Genomic DNA, 20887 nt, shown 5'->3' on the forward strand with positions numbered 1-20887 from the left:
CGAACCAACTGGCGTGGCTTCCTGCAGACCTCACTGCGGTTCGTACCACGAATACGTCGCCAATGTGCTTACCGGCGGCGTGCCGATCTGCAGCGTGATGTCGCGCAGCGACGTCAACTCGATACTGCGCAGGTCGCCCATATAGCGGCGCGAATCGCCGTTGTCGTTGATATACGCGACCACGTTGCCCATGATGCCCGCGACGTTCGTGTTGGTCAGCGGCTCGCCCCAGATATCGAAGAAGTCGCCGAGCGTGTAGGTCTTCTCGCTCGGCGCCTCGATATGGATGATGCCGGTGTTGTCGTGCGTATGCATCTCATACGTGCATTGCGACAGGATGCCGACCTGCGCCGGCAATGCGAGCCACTGGCCGTCCTTGATGATCGCGAGGTGCGCGTGCACGTGATACAGCACGCTCATGTTCGGTGCGCAGGTCAGGCCATCGACCGGCGTGCCGGTGCCGCCCGCCGAGGTGGTGCCGTTCGGCCAGGACGACGAGCCGACGACGCCTCCGTAGACGAGCGAGATCGGGTTCGGGTCGAACGGCGGCGGATTGGTCCACGTGTAGGTGGGCACTTGCGTGACTGGCGTGCCGACCATGATGGTGATTTCGTCGTGAGGCTTCAGCACGAGGCTCGCGGGCGCGCCCGTGTATTGCGTGAGCGTGCCGCCGTCGTTCACGTAGATCGCGATCGGCGCGCCCGTCAGCCCCGCAATGTTCGACGCGCTCAGCGGCTCGCCCCAGATCGAGAAGAACTGGCCGAGCGTATAGGTCGCGCCGGTCGTCGCGTCCATATGAATCTTGCCGCTCGAATCGACCGTGTGCACCGGATACGCGCAGCCCGTCGGCCTGGCCATGGTCGGCTCGACCATGCCGATGTTGGGCGGCAGCGTCAGTAGCTGCCCGTTCTGGTAGATCGACACATGCGCATACGTGTACGCGGTGCTGCGCAACGCGCAGTTCAATCCGCCGACGGCCTGACCGCTTCCGCCCGCTGCCGTGACGCCCGCGGGCCAGATGGCGGCGCCGAGTGTCGTGCCGTCGAGGATCGGCGTCGCGGCGGCGAGCTTCGGCGTCGTGCCGCTCGCGTCGGATGCGCCCGACGGGCTCGAAGCCGGGGCCGGACTCGATGCCGGGGCCGGACTCGATGCCGGCGTCGAACTCGACGCGGGAGCCGGACTCGATGCGGGGGTCGAACTCGATGCGGGCGTGGTCGCACCGGCCGCGCCGTTCGCGCCGGTGCTGCCCGGGTCCGCGCCGCTACCGCCACCACCACCGCCACAAGCGGCGACTGTCAACATCAGACCCATTGCGACGAATCGCGACCCCAGCCGTTGCAGCATCTCGTTCTCCATACCGTGAAGTGAGAGGGATGCGTGCAGCGGACATCACGCACAGACATCGTGCGGACATCGCACCGCCACGCGCGGCGCGGGCTTCACTGCGTGGATTTGGGCAAGCGCTGCCACCGCGTGGCGCGGGCGCTCGCGTCGGATCACGTCAGGGTATTGAAACCAATTAGCCCAGCGTAGCAGATGGGTTTCACGAGCGAATCCGGCGCATCACAACGATTCGCGACATTCTGCTGGCGCATTTCGAGGTGTGAGCCCGCCAGTTTTCCGAGTTTGCCGACGAAACGATCTGGCGCGCTTTTTATGTGAGCTGTCATCGTTCTGTGCGAAGATCGGTGCTGTCCATCGCGCGACCCGCTCTGCAAGCGGTCGTACGGCGGGCGCGTGCGCGGCCGTCGCCTGACCTCGGGTGAGCCTCGAGTGGCTCTGCGGCGCACCTGTTTGCGGATTCATGGAGCTTTGACCAATGACCGACAGATTGCAAGCGTCCGTATGCGTAGTGGTGCTGCTGCTGATTGTGGGCTGGGTGCTATTTATAGGGCGCGCAGTTTTCGTGCCGATCGTGTTCGGCGCGATCGCGGTATACGTGGTGGTCGACTTCACGCGGCTGCTGCAACGTATCCCGGTGATCGGTCCGCGGCTGCCGGTGCAGTTGCGCTACGGACTGTCGATGTTCCTGATCGGCGCCGCGATCTTCTTCGCGGTCGACATGCTCGTCGCGAACTACGACGCGCTCGTCGCGCTCGCACCGCGCTACCAGGACTCGGTCCTGCTGATGATCCACAAGATCTCGACGCTGCTGCACCTCGAAAGCGAGCCGACCTGGGAGTCGCTGCGGCGGAACATACTCGCGCAGTTGAACATTCAGGCGATGGTGACCGGCATGCTGACGTCGCTGTCGTCGGTGATCATCGATCTCTTCGTGATCGTGCTGTATGCGAGTTTCCTGCTGGTCGAGCGTCGGACCTTCGGCGACAAGCTGACGAACATGACGGCTGATTCGACCAACGCGGCACGCATCCGCGGCGTGGTCACCGACATCAACCGGCGCATTGGCGCTTACCTCGCGCTGAAGACGTTTCTCGGCGTGCTGCTCGGTGGGATCTGCTGGCTCGCGATGCGCAGCGTCGGCCTCGAGTTCGCCGGGCTGTGGGCGATCCTGACCGCGCTGCTCAACTACGTGCCCTATATCGGCTCGGTGCTCGCGATCGTGTTCCCGGTGCTGATGTCGGTGTTGCAATTCGGCGACCTGAATTCGTTCCTCGTCGTGCTGTTGTCGCTGACCGCGATTCACTTCGTGATCGGCAATATTCTCGATCCGTATCTGACGGGCAACTCCCTGAACCTGAGCCCGTTCGCGATTCTCGCGAGCATGGCGGTGTGGTCGGCGTTGTGGGGCGTGCCCGGCGCCTTTCTCGCGGTGCCGATCACCGCCAGCATGACGATCATTTTCTCCGAGTTCGAAATGACGCGGCCGGTTGCGGTGCTGCTGTCGAAAAACGGCCGGCTCACTTACGGCAAGACCGAGCAGACCGCGTGAAGCGGCCGCCACGGTAGCGTCCGCCGTGACGAGCGTGTCGTCCACCCAGCGCAAGAAATGAAAACGGCCCGCGCGGAATAGTCCGCGCGGGCCGTCGAATGAAACACGTCTACCTCAAGGCGTGCGGCTTAGCGCCGCCGCACGCCGTTGCCAGCTTACTGCTTACTGCGAAGAACCCGCCCACGTCTGGCCGGTCGTCGACGAATCGCCGATTGCCGGGAAGTCGACGTACGCGGCGCTGCAATCGACCGCTTTCTTGGTCGACAGCGACTGCGACGCGGAGCCGTTCAGGACGACACGGTTCGCGGTCGATGGGAAGATCGGCAGGTTCACGTTGTCGAGCGTCAGATTCGCATCCGATGTGGTGACCGCGACGTTCTCCGGCGAGTCGGCCAGCACGTTGGTGAGCGTCATGCCGAGCGGAATCTGCGCGTGCGCGATGCCGCCCGAGTTCGCCTCGAAGCCCTCGAAGATCGCAGACGTAGTACCGATGATGTGGATGTTCGACAGCGTGATGGCATGGAAGTCCGGATAGAGCGGCGAAGTCGGATTCGGCAGTGCCTTCGTGCTGTAGTACGGCGTGAACAACAGCGCCTGGCCGCTATTGCGGATACAGATGTCGTTGTAGTTGATGTTCGTCACGAGACCGCCGCGCGCCCAGTCGGACTTGATGCGCAGCGCCTGCTCGGAGCCATCGAACGAGTTGTCGTACACCTGCACGTTCGTCACGCCCGCATTGGTTTCGCTGCCGACCGACACGCCGTGGCCCGCGTAGATATGGTTGTGCGCAATGACAAAACCATACTTGCGATCGGTCGCGACGTCGCGATTGCCGTCGATGCCGTACAGGCCCGAACCCGCCGGGCTCGGGTTGTTCGAACCCTTGATCGCAATGTCGTCGTCGCCGGTGCTGATGTAGTTGTAGGCGAACACGACGTTCTTCAGGTAGCCGTCGAACGCGATCTTGCCGGCCGACGAAGTCGTGGTGCTGCCGGTCGACAGCGCTTGCGTGGCCGTCTTCGAAGCCGAACCCGGGTCGAACGCGTCGGTGTTCTTCGCGGTATCGACGGTCGGCACCATGCCCAGGTAGTTCGGGTTGCCGTTACCAGCCGGGTTCGCCGATGCCGATGCCGACGGCGTCTGCACCTTGACGTTCCACACCGTGAGGCCGTCCACACCGCTCGGTACCACGTGGAAGTTCGCGCTGTTGTTCAGCGTGATGCCGAACAGCGTCAGGTTCTTCGCGTAGTTGAACACCATCATGCGGAAGTTCGACTGCGAGCCGACGCCGGTCGTGCCGTTTTCGACCATGTTGCCGAGCCACGCGAGATCCCACCACGTCATGTGACGCGCGGAAGCCTTCGAGTTCACGAAGGTGCCGCCGTCGTCGCAAGCAGTTCCGTCCGCGGCTTGAGTCCCCGCCTTATACGCGACGTACGTGTTGGTGCAGCTCAGGTCGACGCGCATCAGCGGGTAGAGGCTGTTCGAGCTGACGATTTCCGATGCCGCACGACTATCGATCGTGCCGCCGCCGACCACCGCCGAGTTGACGAGGTATTGGCCGGTGATCAGCGCCGTGCAATTGCCCGAGCTGCCCGCCTTGGTCGAACTGACGGCTGTGTTCGCGCAGTACGGTCCGGCCGGGTTCGGCGAATAGGCCATCACGTCACGCGTCGCGTAGACGGTCACGCCGTTGTCGATCCACAGCGTGACGCCCGAGGGCAGCGTCAGCGGACCCGTGATGAACGCGTTGCCCGCGCCGGTGCTCGAGACGACGAGGCGCACCGCGAACTTCGTCGCACGATACTGCGAGCCCGCGAGCGTTTGCGCCGACGCGCCCTTGATGTTGACGTTCGGCACGGCGGCCGCGGTTTGCGACGCGACTGCCGCAGCGTCAGCCGCGTAGATCTTGGCGCCGACCTCGGCGTCCACAGCGGCGCCGCAGGCGTCGAGCGCGGCCTGGATGCGCGCCTGGTCCGGATTCAGGATCGCCGACGTAGTGCCGTTGTCGGCTTCAGGTCCCAGTGCGCCGCTCGGCTGACTCACGAGGTTGTTGCTGGCTTCGAGGGTGCTGCAGACCTGAGCGGCGGTAGGCAGTTGCGGAGCCGCGGGCAGATCGGCGTCGCTGGTCGTGGTGCCGACCTGGAAGTTGGAAGGCGCGGCCGATACCGGCGCCGCGGTGCTGCTGGTGCTCGACGCGGGCGGCGCATTGTCGCCGCTGCCGCAGGCTGCGAGCAGCGCGGTCAGGCAGGTTATGACGGTGACTCTGTAGAGCATGGGGTCATCCTTTTTATTAAAGAATACTGAGTACTTGGACGTGTTCCGGAACGGCGAGACGGGTCTCGATGGTTGGTTGTTTTTATTCTTGACGGGGTGGGGCCTCGACGCCGCCGCAGGCCACGCGACTCCGCGCATCGCGCACCGGGGCGCGCCTTTGCGGCGGCGCGTGAAGGTGCGGCGGGGCGTGCTGGTGAAGCGTCGCTCGGAGGGGCATCTATCGATCAGCCTGAATTGGTTTGGTACGAGGCGAGGGGTGCGGCAATATGCGGGTCGTGCCGTATTAGTTATACGACGACATATGAATGGTAGGCGAAGGTTGCGTCTACGTACATGCAGTACTTACCCGAACTTACATTGTGACAATTTAATGTTCCTGGATTTACAGGGCTATCGGAGGTGATGAGCTGCCATTGCTCTTGTCCCCCAGATAGCTATCGCAAGAGCTAGTTATATGACAACGTATAACAAAAGGGGTTGGATCCCAAGATGAGTCGAGCAGGGCGAGGCCCGCGCGGACGAGATTTCCGGCACTTCCCACGCTCAGCCGGACGAAAGCGAGTCCACGGCGCCGCTGCCATCTCTTTAAATAAATCGAAAAAACTTCCGTGCCGCTTTCGACGCGAGCTTCACGCAAAGCCATGCAACAATGGCCTCAGGTTGTGGCGGCCAGCGCGAGTGGCCGCAGATTGGTGTTCGCGGTCGGCGTCGGTCCGTATCGCTACTTCGATACCGAAGCGACCGGGCAGGGCGAGGGTTATTCGAATACGCACGGCTGGGGTGTCGTCTATAGCGCGCGGGCCACGTGGTACTCGACGCCGCGCTGGACCGCGCATCTGCAGGTCAATCACGTACAGGTGACGAATGGCGAATCGACCACCGCGATCATGCTCGGCGTCGGCTATCAGCTCGACGCGCCCGACACGCCGGGCCCGCGCGACTTCGCGCTGCCGCGCACGAACAAGGTGACCAGAAACGAAATCACGCTGGTGGCCGGCGCGACGATTCTGAACAGACTCGAATCGCAGACGTCGGTCGCGGAGGCGATCGAATACCGGCGCGGCCTGACGCCGTATCTCGACGCGACGTTCGGCTATCTGCACGAAGGCAACGGGCTGTCCGCGCGCCGGGACGGCGCGACCGCGCAACTGTGGCTCACCCGTGCGTTCTTCGATCAGCGCTTCGCGCTCGGCATCGGCGCCGGCGCGTACGCGGCGATTCATCACGGCGACGCGAACGACATGCGCGACAGCGGCGACGGCATCTTGTCCGGACTCCTGTCGATCGCGGCGTCGTATCGAATGACACGGCGCTGGTCGGCGCGCGTCACGTGGAATCGCGTGATGACGCGCTATAGCCGCGATACCGACGTGATTCTCGGCGGCATCGGGGATCGGTTCTAACGCGAGCATATGACCAATTCACACGACCCTGAAGTCCCGCCGCTGCCGGCTTCGCACGGCGCCGACGTACTCGAAGACCCGGCGCTGCTGCGTCGCCTGCTACGTGCGAAAGACCGCATCGATGCCGCGTCGCACGAAGCCTGGCCGGTGCGGCGCCTGGCTGAAGTCAGCGGCGTGTCGGAAGCGCACTTCGCGCGTTCGTTCAAGCGGGCCTTCGGCGTGCCGCCACACCGCTACCTGTTGACCCGGCGCATCGAGCAGGCTGCCACGCTGCTGCGCGACACCGACCTCGGCATCACGGACATCGCGTTCGCGACCGGCTGGGAAAGCCTCGGCACCTTCGGCCGCGTCTTTCGCGACATCACCGGCTTGAGCCCGAGCGAGATGCGTGTGCAGGCACGCGCCAACCCCGCCGAGCTCGATCGCGTGCCCGCCTGCGTGCTGAAGGCCGCGCAACGCCCGGACCTGACGATCGCGGTGCTGGAGAAGCGCCGCCGCGTGGCCAGCGACCCCATCGAGCCGCCGACCAGCGAGGAGTCGTGAATCAGGGCGTCAACCTGATCGGCCGGTGCGTCGACGATCGCGACGCTGCGCTCGCGCTCGACCCGCCGTGATGCCGGAATCCGCATGTTCGATGCGGTTTCCGACCAAGACCCCCCCATTTCGACTTCCTATACTCGATCGACCATGCCCGGCGCCACCCTTTCTGGAAGCAAGCCATGCCGACGATCCCCCAGCGTATAGAACGCCTGCCGTATTCGAGCTTTCATCGCAAACTGCTCTGGCTGGGAGGACTCGGCTACGTCTTCGATGCGATGGATGCCGCGGTGCTGGCGTTCATGCTGCCGGTGCTGCGCAACCAGTGGCATCTGAGCAGCGTGCAGACCGGCGTGCTCGGCAGCGGCACCTTCATTGGCTACTTCTTCGGCGCCGCGCTCGCCGGCATCCTCGGCGACGTGATCGGCCGGCGCAAAGTCATGGTGTGGGCGCTGATCATCTACTGCGTCGCGTCGCTGATCAGCGCCACCGCGCAGGACTGGCCTTTCTTCATGGCGACGCGCATCGTCGCCGGGGTCGGCACCGGTGCTGAAAGCGCAATCGTCGCGCCGTTTCTGTCGGAGTTCTGCGCGCGCAAGTATCGCGGCACCTTCACCGGCAGTCTGGCGGCGTTCTTCTCGTTCGGCTTCGTGTTCGCCGCGATACTCGGTTACCTGGTCATCCCGCTGGCGCCCGAAGCCTGGCGTGTCGTCTCGGTGATCACCGCGCTGCCGATCGTCATGCTGCTGTGGTGGCGGCGTGCCTTGCCCGAATCACCGCGCTGGCTCGACAGCCGCGGCAGAACCGCCGAAGCCTCGGTGATCGTCGACCGGATGGAGGAGGTGGTGCGCGCCGCGGGCTTGCCGCTGCTGCCGGAGCAGGCGCTCGCGTCGAGCGCTCCGCCCCCGGTCGCGAGCGGCTCGCCATTCGCCAAACTCAGGGCGCTGTGGTCGCGCCAGTTGGCCGGCATCACCGCGATGGCCTGGCTGATGTGGCTGTCGATCACGTTCAGTTACTACGCGTTCTTCACGTGGATCCCCGGTCTGCTGGTGCAAAGCGGCATGACGATCACGCGCAGCTTTTCGTATTCGCTGGTCATGTACCTCGCGCAGATTCCCGGCTACTTCTCGGGCGCGTGGCTCAATGAAAAGATCGGCCGGCGCGCGACCATCGTCACGTACATGGCGCTGGGCGGGTTCTCCGCGCTGGGGCTCGCGCTCACGCACAGCGATGCTGAAATTCTGACGTCGGGCTTTTTGCTGTCGTTCTTCATGAACGGGACCTATGCCGGCGTCTATGCGTACACGCCCGAAGTGTTTCCCACCGAAGTGCGCGCGACCGGCATGGGCGTCTCTTCGGCGATCGGACGCCTCGGCGCGATCGCCGCGCCGATTCTGGTCGGCTTTCTGTATCCACGCCTCGGCTTCGGCGGGGTTTTCGGCGGCACGACGCTGGTGCTGATCATCGGTGCGCTGGCCGTTCTGATCATGGGCGTGTCCACCCGCGGCCGGTCGCTCGAAGAAATTGCCGCGATGCGCCTGAACCGCTGAAGCGTGCACAGCCGGCGCATCGCGCGCTCGCACCCTGCAACCCGAGGAACCACATATGGACCGCATTCTGTTCAAGAACGGCGCTTTGCTCGATCCGCTGCATCATGCATTGCAGCCGGGCTACAACCTGCTGGTTGAAGGCGACACTATCAAGGAAGTATCGCCGCAGCCGATCGATGCGCCCGACGCACAGGTGATCGGTCTGAACGGCAAGACCATCATGCCGGGCCTGATCGACTTGCATGCGCATATGGTCGCGACGCAATTCGATTTGCCGAGCCAGGTGAACATGCCCAACGTATTCGTCACCCTGAAGGCGCTGCCGATCATGCGCGGCATCCTGCGGCGCGGCTTCACCACGGTTCGCGACGCGGGCGGCGCCGGCTTCGCGCTCAAGCAATCGGTCGAAATGGGCCTCGCGCAAGGGCCGCGCCTGTTCGTCGCCGGACGCGCGCTGAGCCAGACCGGCGGCCACGGCGACGGCCGCGCGCGCACGGACTTCATGCCCGGCGACGCGCCTTGCAACTGCTGCGTGCGAGTCGGTGCGTTGAGCCGGGTCGTCGACGGCGTCGACGCGTTGCGCCGCGCCGTGCGCGAAGAACTGCAGATGGGCGCCGACCAGATCAAGATCATGGCCTCCGGCGGCGTCGCGTCGCCGACCGACCCGATCGGCGCGCTCGGCTATTCGGAGGACGAGATCCGCGCGGTCGTCGCCGAAGCCGAGGCACGCGGCACCTACGTGATGGCGCACGCCTACACGGCTGAATCGATGCGACGCGCGGTGCGCTGCGGCGTGCGCACCATCGAGCACGGCAACCTGATCGATGCGCCGACCGCCGATCTGATGGCCGAGTGCGGCGCGTACGTGGTACCCACGCTGGTAGCCTACGAGGCCTTGCATCTCGAAGGCGTGCGCTATGGCTTGTCGGCCGAGAGCGCGGCCAAGATCGACACCGTGCGTGAAGCCGGCTTGAAGTCGCTGGAGATTTTCAGGCGCGCCGGGGTCAAGATGGGCTTCGGCTCCGATCTGCTCGGCCCGGGCCACCGGATGCAAAGCGACGAGTTCGCGATCCGCGCGCAAGTGCTGAGTCCCGCCGAGATCATCGGCAGCGCCACCACCATCGGCGCCGAAATTCTCGGCATGACGGGTAAGCTGGGGCGCCTCACCCCGGGCGCCTATGCCGACGTGCTGGTGGTCGACGGCGATCCGTTGCGCGACCTGAGCTGCCTGACGGGCCAGGGCGAGCACATCCCGCTGGTGATGAAGGGCGGCCGCGTCGAATTCAACGAATTGCATTGAGCCTGCGAATCATCCATCCGTTTTGCCTGCGCACCCGACGATCGCAGTTTTGGAGAAGCGCCGCCGCGTGGCCAGCGATACAGTCGAGCCCTCAATCACGGAGGGAAGAATCATGAATCAGGGTATCAATGTGGTCGGTTTGTACGTCGACGATCAGGATGCGGCGCTTTCGTTCTACGTCGACAAGCTCGGCTTTCGCGTCCACACGGACGTGCGCAACGGCGCTTACCGCTGGCTCACGGTCCAGCACCCGGAGCAGCCGACTTTCCAGCTGGGGCTGTTCGCGCCGGGGCCGCCGGTCCACGACGAAGCGACCGCGCAAACGCTGCGTGCGATGGTCGCGAAGGGAGCGATGCCGCCATTGGTGCTGTCCGTTGCGGACTGTCGCGCGAGCTACGAGCAGTTGATGGCGCGCGGCGTGGAATTCACGCAGGAGCCGGTGGATCGATACGGCAGCGTCGATGCGGGCTTTCGCGATCCGGCCGGCAATGGCTGGAAGATGATCCAGGCGGCAGCGGGCAAGTGAGCGTCAGCGAGGCGCCGTCACGTCCGCCTCGCGCAGAAAGTGCGCAATCGTGTCTTCGATCACCGCTCGCGCAAGCCCCTGCACGATGAACACGAGCCGCGTCGTGCGATCGTCGTCGGGCCAGGCGTCGAGGCGTAGCGGCTCGTGCAGTAGCTGCTGCACGCCATGAAACACGATCGGCCGCGCCTCGCCGATGAAATTGCCGATTCCCTTGACCCGCAGGATGCGTTCGCCGTGATAGCCGAGCAGCACGGTCAGCGCGGTTTCGAAGGACTGCATCGGCAACGGCTGCGCGTAGGTGAGGCAGAAGCTTTCGATGTCCGGATGGGCGGCGCGCGCGGCCGCCGTGCCGCTCATCAGCGATGCGCGTCGCGCGGGCGCGGCACGCAGCCACGGCCGCACGGTACGCGGCGTCAGGATGCCGAGCAACTGGCGCGCGTCGAGCTCGCCGTTGCGCACGGGGATGCGCGTCGCCGTGGGATTGAGCGTGTCGAGCGTCGCGCTCAGTTCGGCGAGCGCCGCGGCATCGGCCAGCTCGGCTTTGGTCAGCAACAGACGGTCGGCGACCGCGACCTGCTGACGCGATTCCTCGTGACGTTCAAGCTGCGCGGCGCCGTGCTTCGCATCGACGGTCGTCACGATGCCGTCGAGTTGCACTCGTCCTTCGAGCGCCGCGTCGCCAAGCAGCAGCGAGATCACCGGGCCGGGTCGCGCGAGCCCCGTGGTCTCGATCAGAATCCGCTCGAACGCCGGAATCTCGCCCCGCTCGCGGCGCGCGAGCAGGTCGGCGACGGTCGCCGCCAGTTCGTCGCGCACGCCGCAGCACAGGCAGCCGTTTTCGAGCAGCGCGACGGTTTCGTCGCGCGACGTGCTGACGAACAGATGATCGAGACCGATCGCGCCGAGCTCGTTGATGACCACCGCGCAACGGCCTAGCACCGGCTGCGGCAGCAGGCGATTGAGCAGCGTGGTCTTGCCCGAGCCGAGAAACCCCGTCAGCAGCGTGACGGGAATCGGGGCCGCGTGCGCGAGCTGGCTCTGCGTCACTCAGATCACCTGCAGGTCTTTACCGACGATGATCCGTCCGTCGAAATGCCTGCGCGCGTCGGCGGCCCACATGTCGTCGGTGATCGCGGGGTCGCCGCCGGGCACGAAGTGGCTCAGCACCAGCGTCTTCACGCCGGCCGCGGCGGCGATCCGGCCGACCTGCTCGGTCGTGGTGTGGCTCTTCATCAGGTGATCGAGCAGCGTCGGTGCGTTGTCGACGGTCTTCATCAACTTTTCCAGCGCGGGCAGGTACATCACTTCGTGGACGAGTACGTCCGCGCCCCTGGCGAAGTCGGCGAGCGGCGGATAGTAGGTCGTGTCGCCGGAGAAGACGATCGTGCGATCCCGCGTCTCGAAGCGGTACGCGAATGCCGGCTTGATCGTGTAGTGATCGACCAGCAGTGACGTAACGCGCACGCGCTCGTCTTCCATCACGACGCGCGGCCCGTCGAACTCGTGGACGTTGATCAGCGGACGCATCGGCGGGCGGCCTTCTTCGCGCATGCGCACGTCGAGATCGATCGCGTTCATGTCGACGAAGTCGTCGATCATCTTCGTGATGCGCGGCGGCCCGTACAGATTGACCGGCGTGCGCAGACCGGTGGCCCACGCGAGGAACACGAGATTGCCGAGGTCGGCGTTGTGATCCGAATGATGATGCGTGAGGAAGATGTCGCGAATGCCCGGCAGCTTGATGCCCGCCTTGGTCAATTGAAGCGCGACGCCGTTGCCGCAATCGACCACGTACGGCTGGCCATCGACCACCAGTACGTTCGACGGCGCCGCGCGCAGATCCGACGGCGTCGGGCCGCCTTTGGTGCCGAGCAGGATCAGCTGGGTGCCGTTGGTCGAGGGACCGGCTGTGGCGGCGCCGGTCGTCGCGGAGGTCGTTGCTGCGGGCGTCGCGCTCGCCGGCGACTGCGCGTTGGCCTCCTGCATCCACGGCAGCGCGGCGGTGGTGCCGGCGGTCACGGCAAGCCGCATGAAGTCGCGGCGGGAGCGTCCAAACGGCTGATCGCTCATGGGCGGTGTCTCCTGAGTTTTCGCCATTCTTGTTGGGATGGCCTGAACGCGTCGCATGGGCGAGCGCTTGAACCAGTGGATTCTAGCGGGCTCGGGGACTGACCGGGGGCGTGAATCGGAAATACGTCGGACCGTATACGGTCGACGGCGCGTCGCACGATCGCGCCGCGCCGCCGGCCTTCATGCCGGACCAATGGACCACTGAACTATTGGGCCATCACTGCTGATGCTGCTGCAGATACTGCCGAACGTCGTTCAACGTCACACGGCCCGAATGCGCGCTATCGATCTCGTCAAAATGTTTGGCGATATAGCCGAGCCCATTGCTTTGCGCCTGGGCCTTGGTGATCGACGAGCCGTTGCTGAGCACCGAATTCGCGCCCAGCCTGCTCTCCATGCGCTGCTGAGCCTGCTGCTGCAGCGTCGAGCCGGTGGTTGGCGCGACCGCGTTAGCACGGTTATGAGGAAAGAACGGACCATCCACGCCGTGTCCGCCGTTGGGTAGCGTCACGGGCGCCACCGGCTGAGGCGGCAACGCGTGTGCACTGCCGACGACCACACCGAGGACGATCAACGCCAGCGTACGTCGCAAGATATCGATTGAGGACATGATCACTCGCCATAAAAAGTAGTCGGAGGGTTTCGCGCGAAGCGAAACCACCATCAATCAGGGCGCGGCCGCGGCGACCGCCTCGCTCGTCGGCGTAGCGGCCGGCGCTTCGTCAGCCCACGGCTTCGGCAGCGTCGCCAGCGTGAGTGCGCCCGCGATCGGCGTGCCACCGTAGAATGCCGCGAGGTCCGTCTTCATCTGCGGGCGCGCCACGTCGTCCAGATAGATCATATGACCGCCCTGGAAGAAGTTGACCTGCAGATTCGGGTTGAGACCCTGCACCGTCTTGAGCCGCGCGAGCTGCTTCTCGGTGTTGAAGAACGGCGTGGCGAGATCGTGATAGCCGTTCTCCGCCAGCACCTTCAGTTGCGGATTCAGCTTCAGCGCGCCGAGCAGATCGGGGATCGTGTCGGGCAGCGGCTGGCCGCCGTGCGAGAAATCCCACACCTCGATGATCGCGTCATTCAGCGGCATGTAGGCCGCATTCGGTGCCGTGTAGCCGAGGTAATCCGGCATCTGCGTCGCCAACGCATTGGTGAACGGCAGCGAGATCAGGATGTCCGACGGGTCGCCATCGGTCTGCAGGCGCGGGTCCGAGTTGGGCAGCGACACGCGACCGTCGTAGCGGCCGATCGTCGAGCCCGGCACCAGCGTGTAGTTGAACGGATTGATGTTGAAGTAGCCCTGCATCGCCTGCAACGTGAGGCCGGATTCGGCGTCCCAGAACTTCTCGAGCCACGTCGGCGGGAAGTTCGGCGGTCCCGCGTAAGTGGGCGCGCCGAGCTGGCTCAATGTCCAGTACAGCGAATAATTCTTGAACAGGTTGTAGTTGGCGGTCACGAACGCCTCGCTGCGGAGCGCGTAGGTCGCCTGGTTCGTCGGCGCTGGCGATACCTGGTGGTAGTACGCCGCGACCTCGGCATAGCCCGGCATGTAGCCGCTCAACGTATCGGTTTCGAGCGCGAGCTGATCGGGCGAACCCGTGATCGCCACCGCCTCGATCGCATCGGCGAAGTAGTTCAGGATCGAAGACTGCAGCGTGATCCCCGTCAGATGCACGCCGGCCGATTCGAGCGCGAGCGCAAGAATGTCGGTGCGAGGCGTGCCGTACGATTCACCGTACAGATAGATCGGCGAGCCGCTGCGCGAATTGACGGTCAGGTAGCGGATGATGAAGTCGCGCATGATGTTCGCGTCCGCATCGGTGCTCCAGTAGGTCTGGTTCGTGTTCGGCAGGATCGCTTCGGAGAGGCCCGTGCCCGGCGGGTCGATGAACACGAGGTCGGTCGTGTCGATCAGACTCTCCGTGTTGTTCACGAGCGGGTAGTTCGGCCAGCTGGTGCCATTCAGCAGCGGGTCGGTGGTCGCGACGCGCGTCGGCGCGAACGAGCCGAGACGCAACCAGATCGATGACGAGCCAGGGCCGCCGTTATAGACGAACGTGACGGGGCGCGGCTTGCCGTTCGTGCTCGGCGCGGTGTAGGCCACGTAGGACATCGTCGCTTCGGGTGCGCCGCTGGTCAGATCCATGGCGGTTAGGTGACCGGTGGTCGTCGTGTAGTTGACGGTGGTGCTGCCGGACGTCCATTGGTAATGCATGATCGCGGCTTTCTCCGCGACCAGTGACGCGGCGATGCCGGACGTTGCACTCGTCGAATAGCTGGTGAGATCGATGTAGGGCTGATTGGCGGATGGCGTTTGCGGCGCGGCTGCCGCTTGCGCCTGATTGGCGACCTGCGCCATGCTGCTCGGCACCGCCGACGCCGACGAAACTCCGTCGCCTCCGCCGCATCCGGCAAGGATGACGATTCCGAGTGTCAGCGCGCTTAGCGCGGCTAGCCGGCCATGACGACGGACGCGGCCATCGCCGGTACTCCTTCTGTCTGGTTTCATCTCGTTCCCTGGTGAGTGATACCGCTACACAAAGGCCGCTTTTCGCCGGTCGCGCGCGTGGGAGATCGAATAACCCGCACCGCACTCGAAGGCACGCAGCGGTTGCATGGACAGCTTTTTCCCAATGTAGTAATTCAAAATACTTGCAATGATATTTCTATTTGCTTTCTCAAATTGAAGATTGAATGGGCAAAGGAATTCCCTGTCGATTTATCTCGAAATTTCAAGGGAAATTTAGAATTGAATCTTTCCGATGCTTACAGCAAGAGTGAAAATAGGCGGTGAAATGAGGTCTTGTCAAGGATCAAGCGGTGATTATGCGATTCGGAATAAGCTTGGCTCGTTCTCGAGGAGTCGGGCTGTGCGATCGAGCATTGGTGCGGGCGCGGCGGCAAGAGGGTGGAAAAATTCCGGCGGGGCTTATCCGAATTGCATTGAATAGCGACGCTGAACTGCGGATTTTCGTGGGCGCCTCGTCGGAATTAATTGCGATTGGAAAATATAATTAAATGGTAAATTTAACCGGTAAAAATACCTTCTCAATGCGATTAAAAAGGCAGGCCGTGGAAATTCCGTTCGGGCGGCGTCGATTGCTTAGGCCGCCGGTTGCGGGTAGTGTCGTCGGGGAGTTTTGTCGTTCGTTTTCGGAAAGGGGTAGCTATGGCACGAGATCGGCGTAACGACAACAGTGCGCTGCTGGGAACCTGGAAGCTTCAGTCCTTCACCACCGAAGAGCTGGCCAATGGCGAAAGGACCGACCTGTTCGGCGCACACCCGGACGGTAATCTGAGCTACGGCCCCGACGGCCGCATGCAGGCGATCCTACTCAAGGAAGGACGCAAGGCACCTACCGGTGTCCTGCCAACCGACGCCGAGCGCATCCAACTCTATAACGGACTCAGTGCGTACGCTGGAACGTATAGCATTGATGGCGACCTGGTCAGTCATCATGTCGACGCATCGTAGTGACGCCGCGCGGCCGGCGGCACAGCCCGCCGCGCCGTCGCGAGGCGTGTAGCTTGTTGCGTCGATCGCTTTAGCAGCGGATCCCGTCGTTAAGCGCTGAGCGGAAGATCCTTGCGGCATTCTTCGAGTAACCAGTCGCGAAAGATCTCAATATCGGCTTCCTGGGAGTTTGAAGCGCGCACGTAAAGATAGGTCGACCGCTCAACACGCACAAATCCCATTGGCGCAATCAGCCGGCCATCGGCGAGATCGCGCCGGACCAACAATTCCGGAGCGATCGCGAGTCCCACCCCGTTTCTTGCCGCTTCGATAGTCAATGACAGGCTGTCCAGTACCTGCCCGCAACACGAATCGACGCCAACCCCCACAGTTTGACTCCACTCACTCCACGCATTCATGCGTGATCTTGCGTGCAGCAGGCGCATCTCACCGAGGTCGTGCGGAGACCTCGGCAGATTCGAGCAGTTGGGCGCGCAGACCGGTCCTATCATGTCTGTCGTCAGGCACGTCGCCTTGATGGCCGACGACGGAAATCGATCGGTGACGATCAAGGCATCGACTTCGCGCCCCAACAATGCCGCAACGTCGCCTCGCGCCTGAAAATTCAGTACAACTTCCGGCACGCGCCTCGAGAACTCCTCGATTCTGGGGAGAAGCCAGTGAGCGAGAAAACTGACAGAGCAGCCAATCGTGAGTTTACGCTCTGGCGCTCGAAGACGAATGCCGACGCATTCGTCTTCGAGCAGCGCAAGTGCGACCGAGCATGCGCTCTTCAGCCGCTCGCCCTCTTTGGTCAGTCGAACTCCGCCGCTGTGGCGAACGAAAATGTCTTTTCCGAACCAGGCTTCCAGCGCCCGAATCTGATGGCTGACTGCGCTATGTGTTATGCATAATTCATTTGCAGCTTTGGTAAAGCTCTCATAGTTAGCTACGGCTTCGAAGCATTGCAGAGCCCGAAGAGAGGGCAATATACGCATGATTCAGGGTAGAAAAAAATTCACACCAATTGTGCAACTATTTCGCTACTCAGTCCAGTTTCAAGTCGATAAACTGTTGATCTATTCCATTAAGAGTCCTTTTTATCTTAAGTAAGCAAGTCCATGAAGGCAACTATTTTGCGAGAGCTTGAGAGCATCGAACAGCTTGCGGGTCGCATCGGCACTGCCATAAGCATATTCGGCAGCGCGCGCATCAAGCCTGGCCACGAAATGTTCAAACTCACTCATCAGATTGCTTCCGGGCTATCGCGTGAGGGCTATACCGTAATTTCAGGTGGAGGTCCCGGAGTGATGCGGGCTGCCAATCAAGGTGCGCGTACGGGAAAAACACATACCATCGGTTTCAACGTTGCGCTCCCTTTTGAGCCGACCGATTTTCAATTTCAAGATATTTCTCTTGTTTTCGAGAACTTCTTCACGCGAAAACTTGCCTTTTGTAAATGCTCGAGCGCGTTTATCGCCATGCCGGGTGGAATGGGAACGTTGGATGAGTTATTTGAAATATTGACACTAAAGCAAACAGGAAAAATTGCCCCGTTCCCAGTCGTGCTGATCGGTTCAAAGTTCTGGGGAGGACTCGTCGATTGGATGAGAGCAAATCTGGAAGCGGCGGGCTTGGTCAGTGCAGGAGAGCTCAACGAAATCGAAATTCTTGACGATGCAGATAGCATCGTCAACTACTTGAAACGACGGGTTCCGATTCCGGACGCGCCAATCGCGCCATTCTGCCTCGATCGGACCGGTCATACGACAGTCTGATGGTAATCGTATCAACGCCTCACTCCACTCTAAAATGAAGGAACGCGATGCATAATACGTCTCCAACACAACTGGTTATGTTTACAGGCGGACGGGATAGCACCCTCGCAGCTTGTCATCTGATGTTGCAGGGCATCCCGGTGCAGCTCTATTCGGCGAATAGTGGCTGCTCATTGCATCGTGGCGTGCTTGCCCACCGCGTTGATGAACTGCGGCGCCGTTTTGGGGATCTGGTGGTGGGTCACACTGTAGAAGACATCAGCGGAGCCTTTCGCGCCATCGCCATCGAGAACATCGAGGCAGACATTATCAAATACCGCAAGAACCTCGTCCTGCTGGGCGAGAAGCTTGCTATTCACGCCCACATCGCGGATTTCTGCAATCGCAACGGCGTTGAAATCATCAACGACGGAATCACTCACTATCAGAAGGAATTTCCTGAGCAACGTCTCGTTGCCAAGGAATTTTTCGTCGACATGATGAAAAAGTTCGGCATCGTATATCGATCACCGATCTATAAATTCGCCCAGTCTGCCGATGATGTGAAGTACAAGCTTTTGCAACTGGGGATTTCAACCAAATCACTCGAGGGCGTCAGCATCTTCGGCGATAGCTTCACTACGCCGTCGGACGAAGTCATTCTCGCCTATCTCGAAGAGAAATTACCGCTGGCGCTGAACATCGTTGACTTTTTGTCCGGTGGTGAACTGCAGTCGTACCAGGCGGCATTGCTCGAACAAGTGGCATAACATGGCGCTGGCCGGCAACGACGGTATCAAGACGGCATAGTTGATTGTCGGCAACAGTCCTCCTATCGGTCAAAAACCATATGCATAGCGCCATCATTGTCAAGTGCGCCGCGGCTATCATTCACGAGAAGTCGTTGCTTTTGACTCGAAAGCAGGGAACCGAAACGTTTATCTCGCCAGGTGGCAAGCCATTTTTAGGCGAATCTTATGCGGATTGTCTTTCTCGCGAAGTTCGCGAAGAGCTCAATGTCGAAGTTGGCAAGCAAACATACCTCGGCCTATTCACAGGCACGTCGACATTCGAAAAGATGCCAATCGAAATGCACGTATATCTGGTCGAGATTGCAGGCGAACCACAACCTGGGATGGAAATCGATGAATTGATCTGGTATCGCAGCGACAATCCAACGCAGGATCTAAAGATAGGCTCGATTTTCCGCGATGCCGTGATTCCTCTCCTGATAAGCAAAAAGTTGATCGCTTGATTTCTATCCATCAAGGACGCAGCGCTACACAGCGTCTTGCACGCTTCATGGACGCCAATATGGACAGAGCTTCGATCGCGCCGATCTTTGCAAATCAGACCGGAAGTTTCTTCCGTCACACAAAGCAACTTCGTGACGAATTGCGTGGCCGCCTGGCGGAGACTTATCGCTTGCAGGACTTCTCCATACACTTTGTGCCTTCGGTTCGTTACGGCGTGCTCGTGCTTAAGCATTGGCTCGAGTTGACCGGACAGCGAGTTGGTCTGCGAAGCGGCTCACACTACGCGCCTATAGCAGAGTTGTTCCGCGAGCCAGTTTTCTGGAAATATGGGGTGTGCGATGCTTGGATCACTACGCACGTAGCACCGTACGTTGGCACAGTGTGCCGATTGTCTGCGTCAGGATCGCCACTTGAGATTGTCGATGCCTCGCATAGCTTTGCGACCAACCTGCACGCAGATCTGATTGAAACCGCCAATGTGCTCGTCGCTCCCCTGCACAAGCATGCGGCGCTCACTGTCGGTGTTGCCGTGATCGCCGTCCGGAACGATCTCATCACGCTCCCGTCACGTGACATGCTGGACGAATTCGAGGGGGCCACGGCTTCGCAGGCACCCTTGATTGAAGCTCTGAGTAATCTGGACCGATCAGGTGCATGCGCGTTCAACAAGGCGACGACTGGAAATGTGCAAGCGAGCCTTGCCGATGCTTCAATCCTCTGCGTTTCCGACCTCGGTTTTCCTCTGCCGTTCGCATGCTTCCGCCATCGAGCCTTTGCGAGTCTGAGCAAAGCCGCATTGCACGAAGCGGGGGCGACTTACTTTCCGGCTGTCGACGTACTCAGGATCGCAAAATGGGCACGCGGAAACTTTGAAGGCGACCCTATTGAGTTTGCCGCCGACATCCGTGCTACTCTCGTTCGACTTACCCGACAATGAAGTCAAGCAGACTAGTTGGAACCAGCTTGGGAATTGCCGGTGGCGTGCTGCTTAGCACGGATGCGCTCCTCATCAGGCTAATGCGTATCGAGGACGCGTGGGCGATCGTTGTAATGCGCGGTTTCCTGATGTGGACCACCCTCCTGATGTTCTACTGCCTCTTGCCGCGTTGGCGGCTCTTGATCGGTAAGCCGTGGCCGACACGCCAGAATGTGTGGCCGACCTTCTTCTTTGCAATAGCATCAACCACATTCGTCAACGCAATCGCGCAAGGGGAAGTCGCGTCCGTACTCGTGATCATCTCGTCGACGCCGTTTCTGGCCGCGCTTCTTGGTCGTGCCTTTTTTTCGGAGCCCATCGATCGCGCGATGTTGGCCGTAGCGGCACTAGCGATGACCGGGGTCGTGTTGGTCATCGGTGACGCACCAGGAGGCGGCGCATTGACTGCAAATTGTTTTGCCTTTGCGACCGCGGTATCAATGGCCTTGGCCTTCCTGCTTTCGTCCCGTGTCGAAGGCGGTACTGTCGGTTTACCTTCGCTTGGCGCACTTGTTGCGTCGTTGTTAGTGATCGTCAGTCAGCATGCGTTTGCAAGCAAGATCCCTGACTTGCTGATTTCCGATCGCGCAGTTTGGATTTTGTTCGAGGGCGCACTCGTCATGCCGTTGTCGCTCGGCCTGCTCACGCTGTGCGCGCGCTTCATTCCACCAGCCAATGCGGGGCTATTCCTGCTCCTCGAAACGGCACTCGCGCCGTTTTGGATCTGGATTGCATTCAACGAAAGACCTGCTCTCCAGGTCATCGCAGGCGGTGCCGCGACAGTGAGCGCGGTATTGATTCATGTCGTGCAGGTGAAACAGCGTTCCGATCTGCGCGTGGCGGGCGATCGCTAGGCTACGTTTGCCTTGCTGAGGTATATCAAGGAAGGTCTGC

The 20887-nt window shown here is 61.8% G+C and carries 19 protein-coding genes; 12 read left to right on the top strand and 7 right to left on the bottom strand.

Annotated elements, in window-relative coordinates; genetic code table 11:
* Positions 1 to 30: 30 nt before the first annotated feature.
* Positions 31 to 1344 carry a hypothetical protein gene (locus EVC45_RS11150; RefSeq protein ID WP_248295090.1) on the bottom strand — a complete coding sequence of 438 codons (1314 nt, stop codon included), beginning with the start codon at positions 1342 to 1344 and terminating at the stop codon, positions 31 to 33.
* Positions 1345 to 1819: 475 nt separating this feature from the next.
* On the opposite strand from EVC45_RS11150, the gene EVC45_RS11160 reads away from it, so the two are divergent.
* Positions 1820 to 2893, top strand: a complete 1074-nt coding sequence (locus tag EVC45_RS11160; protein WP_129958050.1) for an AI-2E family transporter — start codon at positions 1820 to 1822, stop codon at positions 2891 to 2893.
* Positions 2894 to 3055: 162 nt separating this feature from the next.
* Here the strand turns inward: EVC45_RS11160 and EVC45_RS11165 are convergent, their stop codons facing one another.
* On the bottom strand, positions 3056 to 5170 hold the full coding sequence (locus EVC45_RS11165) for a glycoside hydrolase family 28 protein (RefSeq protein ID WP_129958051.1): 2115 nt from the start codon (positions 5168 to 5170) through the stop codon (positions 3056 to 3058).
* A gap of 641 nt (positions 5171 to 5811) precedes the next feature.
* Here EVC45_RS11165 and EVC45_RS11170 point away from each other — a divergent pair.
* From EVC45_RS11170 to EVC45_RS11190, 5 genes are all read left to right on the top strand, one after another.
* On the top strand, positions 5812 to 6573 hold the full coding sequence (locus tag EVC45_RS11170) for a hypothetical protein (protein ID WP_248295091.1): 762 nt from the start codon (positions 5812 to 5814) through the stop codon (positions 6571 to 6573).
* Positions 6574 to 6582: 9 nt separating this feature from the next.
* Positions 6583 to 7116, top strand: coding sequence for a helix-turn-helix transcriptional regulator (locus EVC45_RS11175; protein WP_129958052.1), 534 nt, complete (start codon positions 6583 to 6585; stop codon positions 7114 to 7116).
* A 176-nt stretch (positions 7117 to 7292) separates the two neighbouring features.
* The gene (locus EVC45_RS11180; RefSeq protein WP_129958053.1) at positions 7293 to 8660 is read left to right on the top strand and encodes an MFS transporter; all 1368 of its coding nucleotides are present in this window, start codon (positions 7293 to 7295) and stop codon (positions 8658 to 8660) included.
* A gap of 55 nt (positions 8661 to 8715) precedes the next feature.
* Complete coding sequence (locus EVC45_RS11185) at positions 8716 to 9960, top strand: amidohydrolase family protein (RefSeq protein WP_129958054.1); 1245 nt, start codon at positions 8716 to 8718, stop codon at positions 9958 to 9960.
* Between the two features lie 112 nt (positions 9961 to 10072).
* Entirely contained in the window at positions 10073 to 10486 is a 414-nt protein-coding gene (locus EVC45_RS11190) for a VOC family protein (RefSeq protein WP_129958055.1), read from the top strand.
* A gap of 3 nt (positions 10487 to 10489) precedes the next feature.
* On the opposite strand, the gene EVC45_RS11195 is transcribed toward EVC45_RS11190, so the two are convergent.
* The 4 genes from EVC45_RS11195 to EVC45_RS11210 form a co-directional block, all read right to left on the bottom strand.
* Positions 10490 to 11533, bottom strand: coding sequence for a GTP-binding protein (locus tag EVC45_RS11195; RefSeq protein WP_129958056.1), 1044 nt, complete (start codon positions 11531 to 11533; stop codon positions 10490 to 10492).
* Positions 11534 to 12517 (bottom strand): MBL fold metallo-hydrolase, encoded by a 984-nt coding sequence (locus tag EVC45_RS11200; protein WP_129958112.1) that lies wholly within the window; start codon positions 12515 to 12517, stop codon positions 11534 to 11536.
* Positions 12518 to 12773: 256 nt separating this feature from the next.
* Complete coding sequence (locus EVC45_RS11205) at positions 12774 to 13166, bottom strand: 2-oxoglutarate dehydrogenase (protein ID WP_168991444.1); 393 nt, start codon at positions 13164 to 13166, stop codon at positions 12774 to 12776.
* 57 nt (positions 13167 to 13223) lie between these two features.
* Positions 13224 to 15059 (bottom strand): peptidase S10, encoded by a 1836-nt coding sequence (locus EVC45_RS11210; RefSeq protein WP_129958058.1) that lies wholly within the window; start codon positions 15057 to 15059, stop codon positions 13224 to 13226.
* 660 nt (positions 15060 to 15719) lie between these two features.
* On the opposite strand from EVC45_RS11210, the gene EVC45_RS11215 reads away from it, so the two are divergent.
* Positions 15720 to 16025 (top strand): lipocalin-like domain-containing protein, encoded by a 306-nt coding sequence (locus EVC45_RS11215; RefSeq protein ID WP_129958059.1) that lies wholly within the window; start codon positions 15720 to 15722, stop codon positions 16023 to 16025.
* An 89-nt stretch (positions 16026 to 16114) separates the two neighbouring features.
* On the opposite strand, the gene EVC45_RS11220 is transcribed toward EVC45_RS11215, so the two are convergent.
* Positions 16115 to 17002 (bottom strand): LysR substrate-binding domain-containing protein, encoded by an 888-nt coding sequence (locus EVC45_RS11220; RefSeq protein WP_129958060.1) that lies wholly within the window; start codon positions 17000 to 17002, stop codon positions 16115 to 16117.
* A gap of 123 nt (positions 17003 to 17125) precedes the next feature.
* On the opposite strand from EVC45_RS11220, the gene EVC45_RS11225 reads away from it, so the two are divergent.
* From EVC45_RS11225 to EVC45_RS11245, 5 genes are all read left to right on the top strand, one after another.
* On the top strand, positions 17126 to 17782 hold the full coding sequence (locus EVC45_RS11225) for a TIGR00730 family Rossman fold protein (protein WP_129958061.1): 657 nt from the start codon (positions 17126 to 17128) through the stop codon (positions 17780 to 17782).
* A gap of 47 nt (positions 17783 to 17829) precedes the next feature.
* Positions 17830 to 18531, top strand: coding sequence for a hypothetical protein (locus EVC45_RS11230; protein WP_211193403.1), 702 nt, complete (start codon positions 17830 to 17832; stop codon positions 18529 to 18531).
* 80 nt (positions 18532 to 18611) lie between these two features.
* Positions 18612 to 19016: an NUDIX domain-containing protein gene (locus EVC45_RS11235; RefSeq protein WP_129958062.1), complete on the top strand. Its 405-nt coding sequence runs from the start codon at positions 18612 to 18614 to the stop codon at positions 19014 to 19016.
* 47 nt (positions 19017 to 19063) lie between these two features.
* Entirely contained in the window at positions 19064 to 19954 is an 891-nt protein-coding gene (locus EVC45_RS11240; protein WP_129958063.1) for a DUF6024 family protein, read from the top strand.
* A 26-nt stretch (positions 19955 to 19980) separates the two neighbouring features.
* Positions 19981 to 20847 (top strand): DMT family transporter, encoded by an 867-nt coding sequence (locus tag EVC45_RS11245; RefSeq protein ID WP_211193404.1) that lies wholly within the window; start codon positions 19981 to 19983, stop codon positions 20845 to 20847.
* Positions 20848 to 20887 lie beyond the last annotated feature (40 nt).

The sequence above is a fragment of the Paraburkholderia sp. UYCP14C genome (genome assembly GCF_004197395.1).
Classification (GTDB): domain Bacteria; phylum Pseudomonadota; class Gammaproteobacteria; order Burkholderiales; family Burkholderiaceae; genus Paraburkholderia.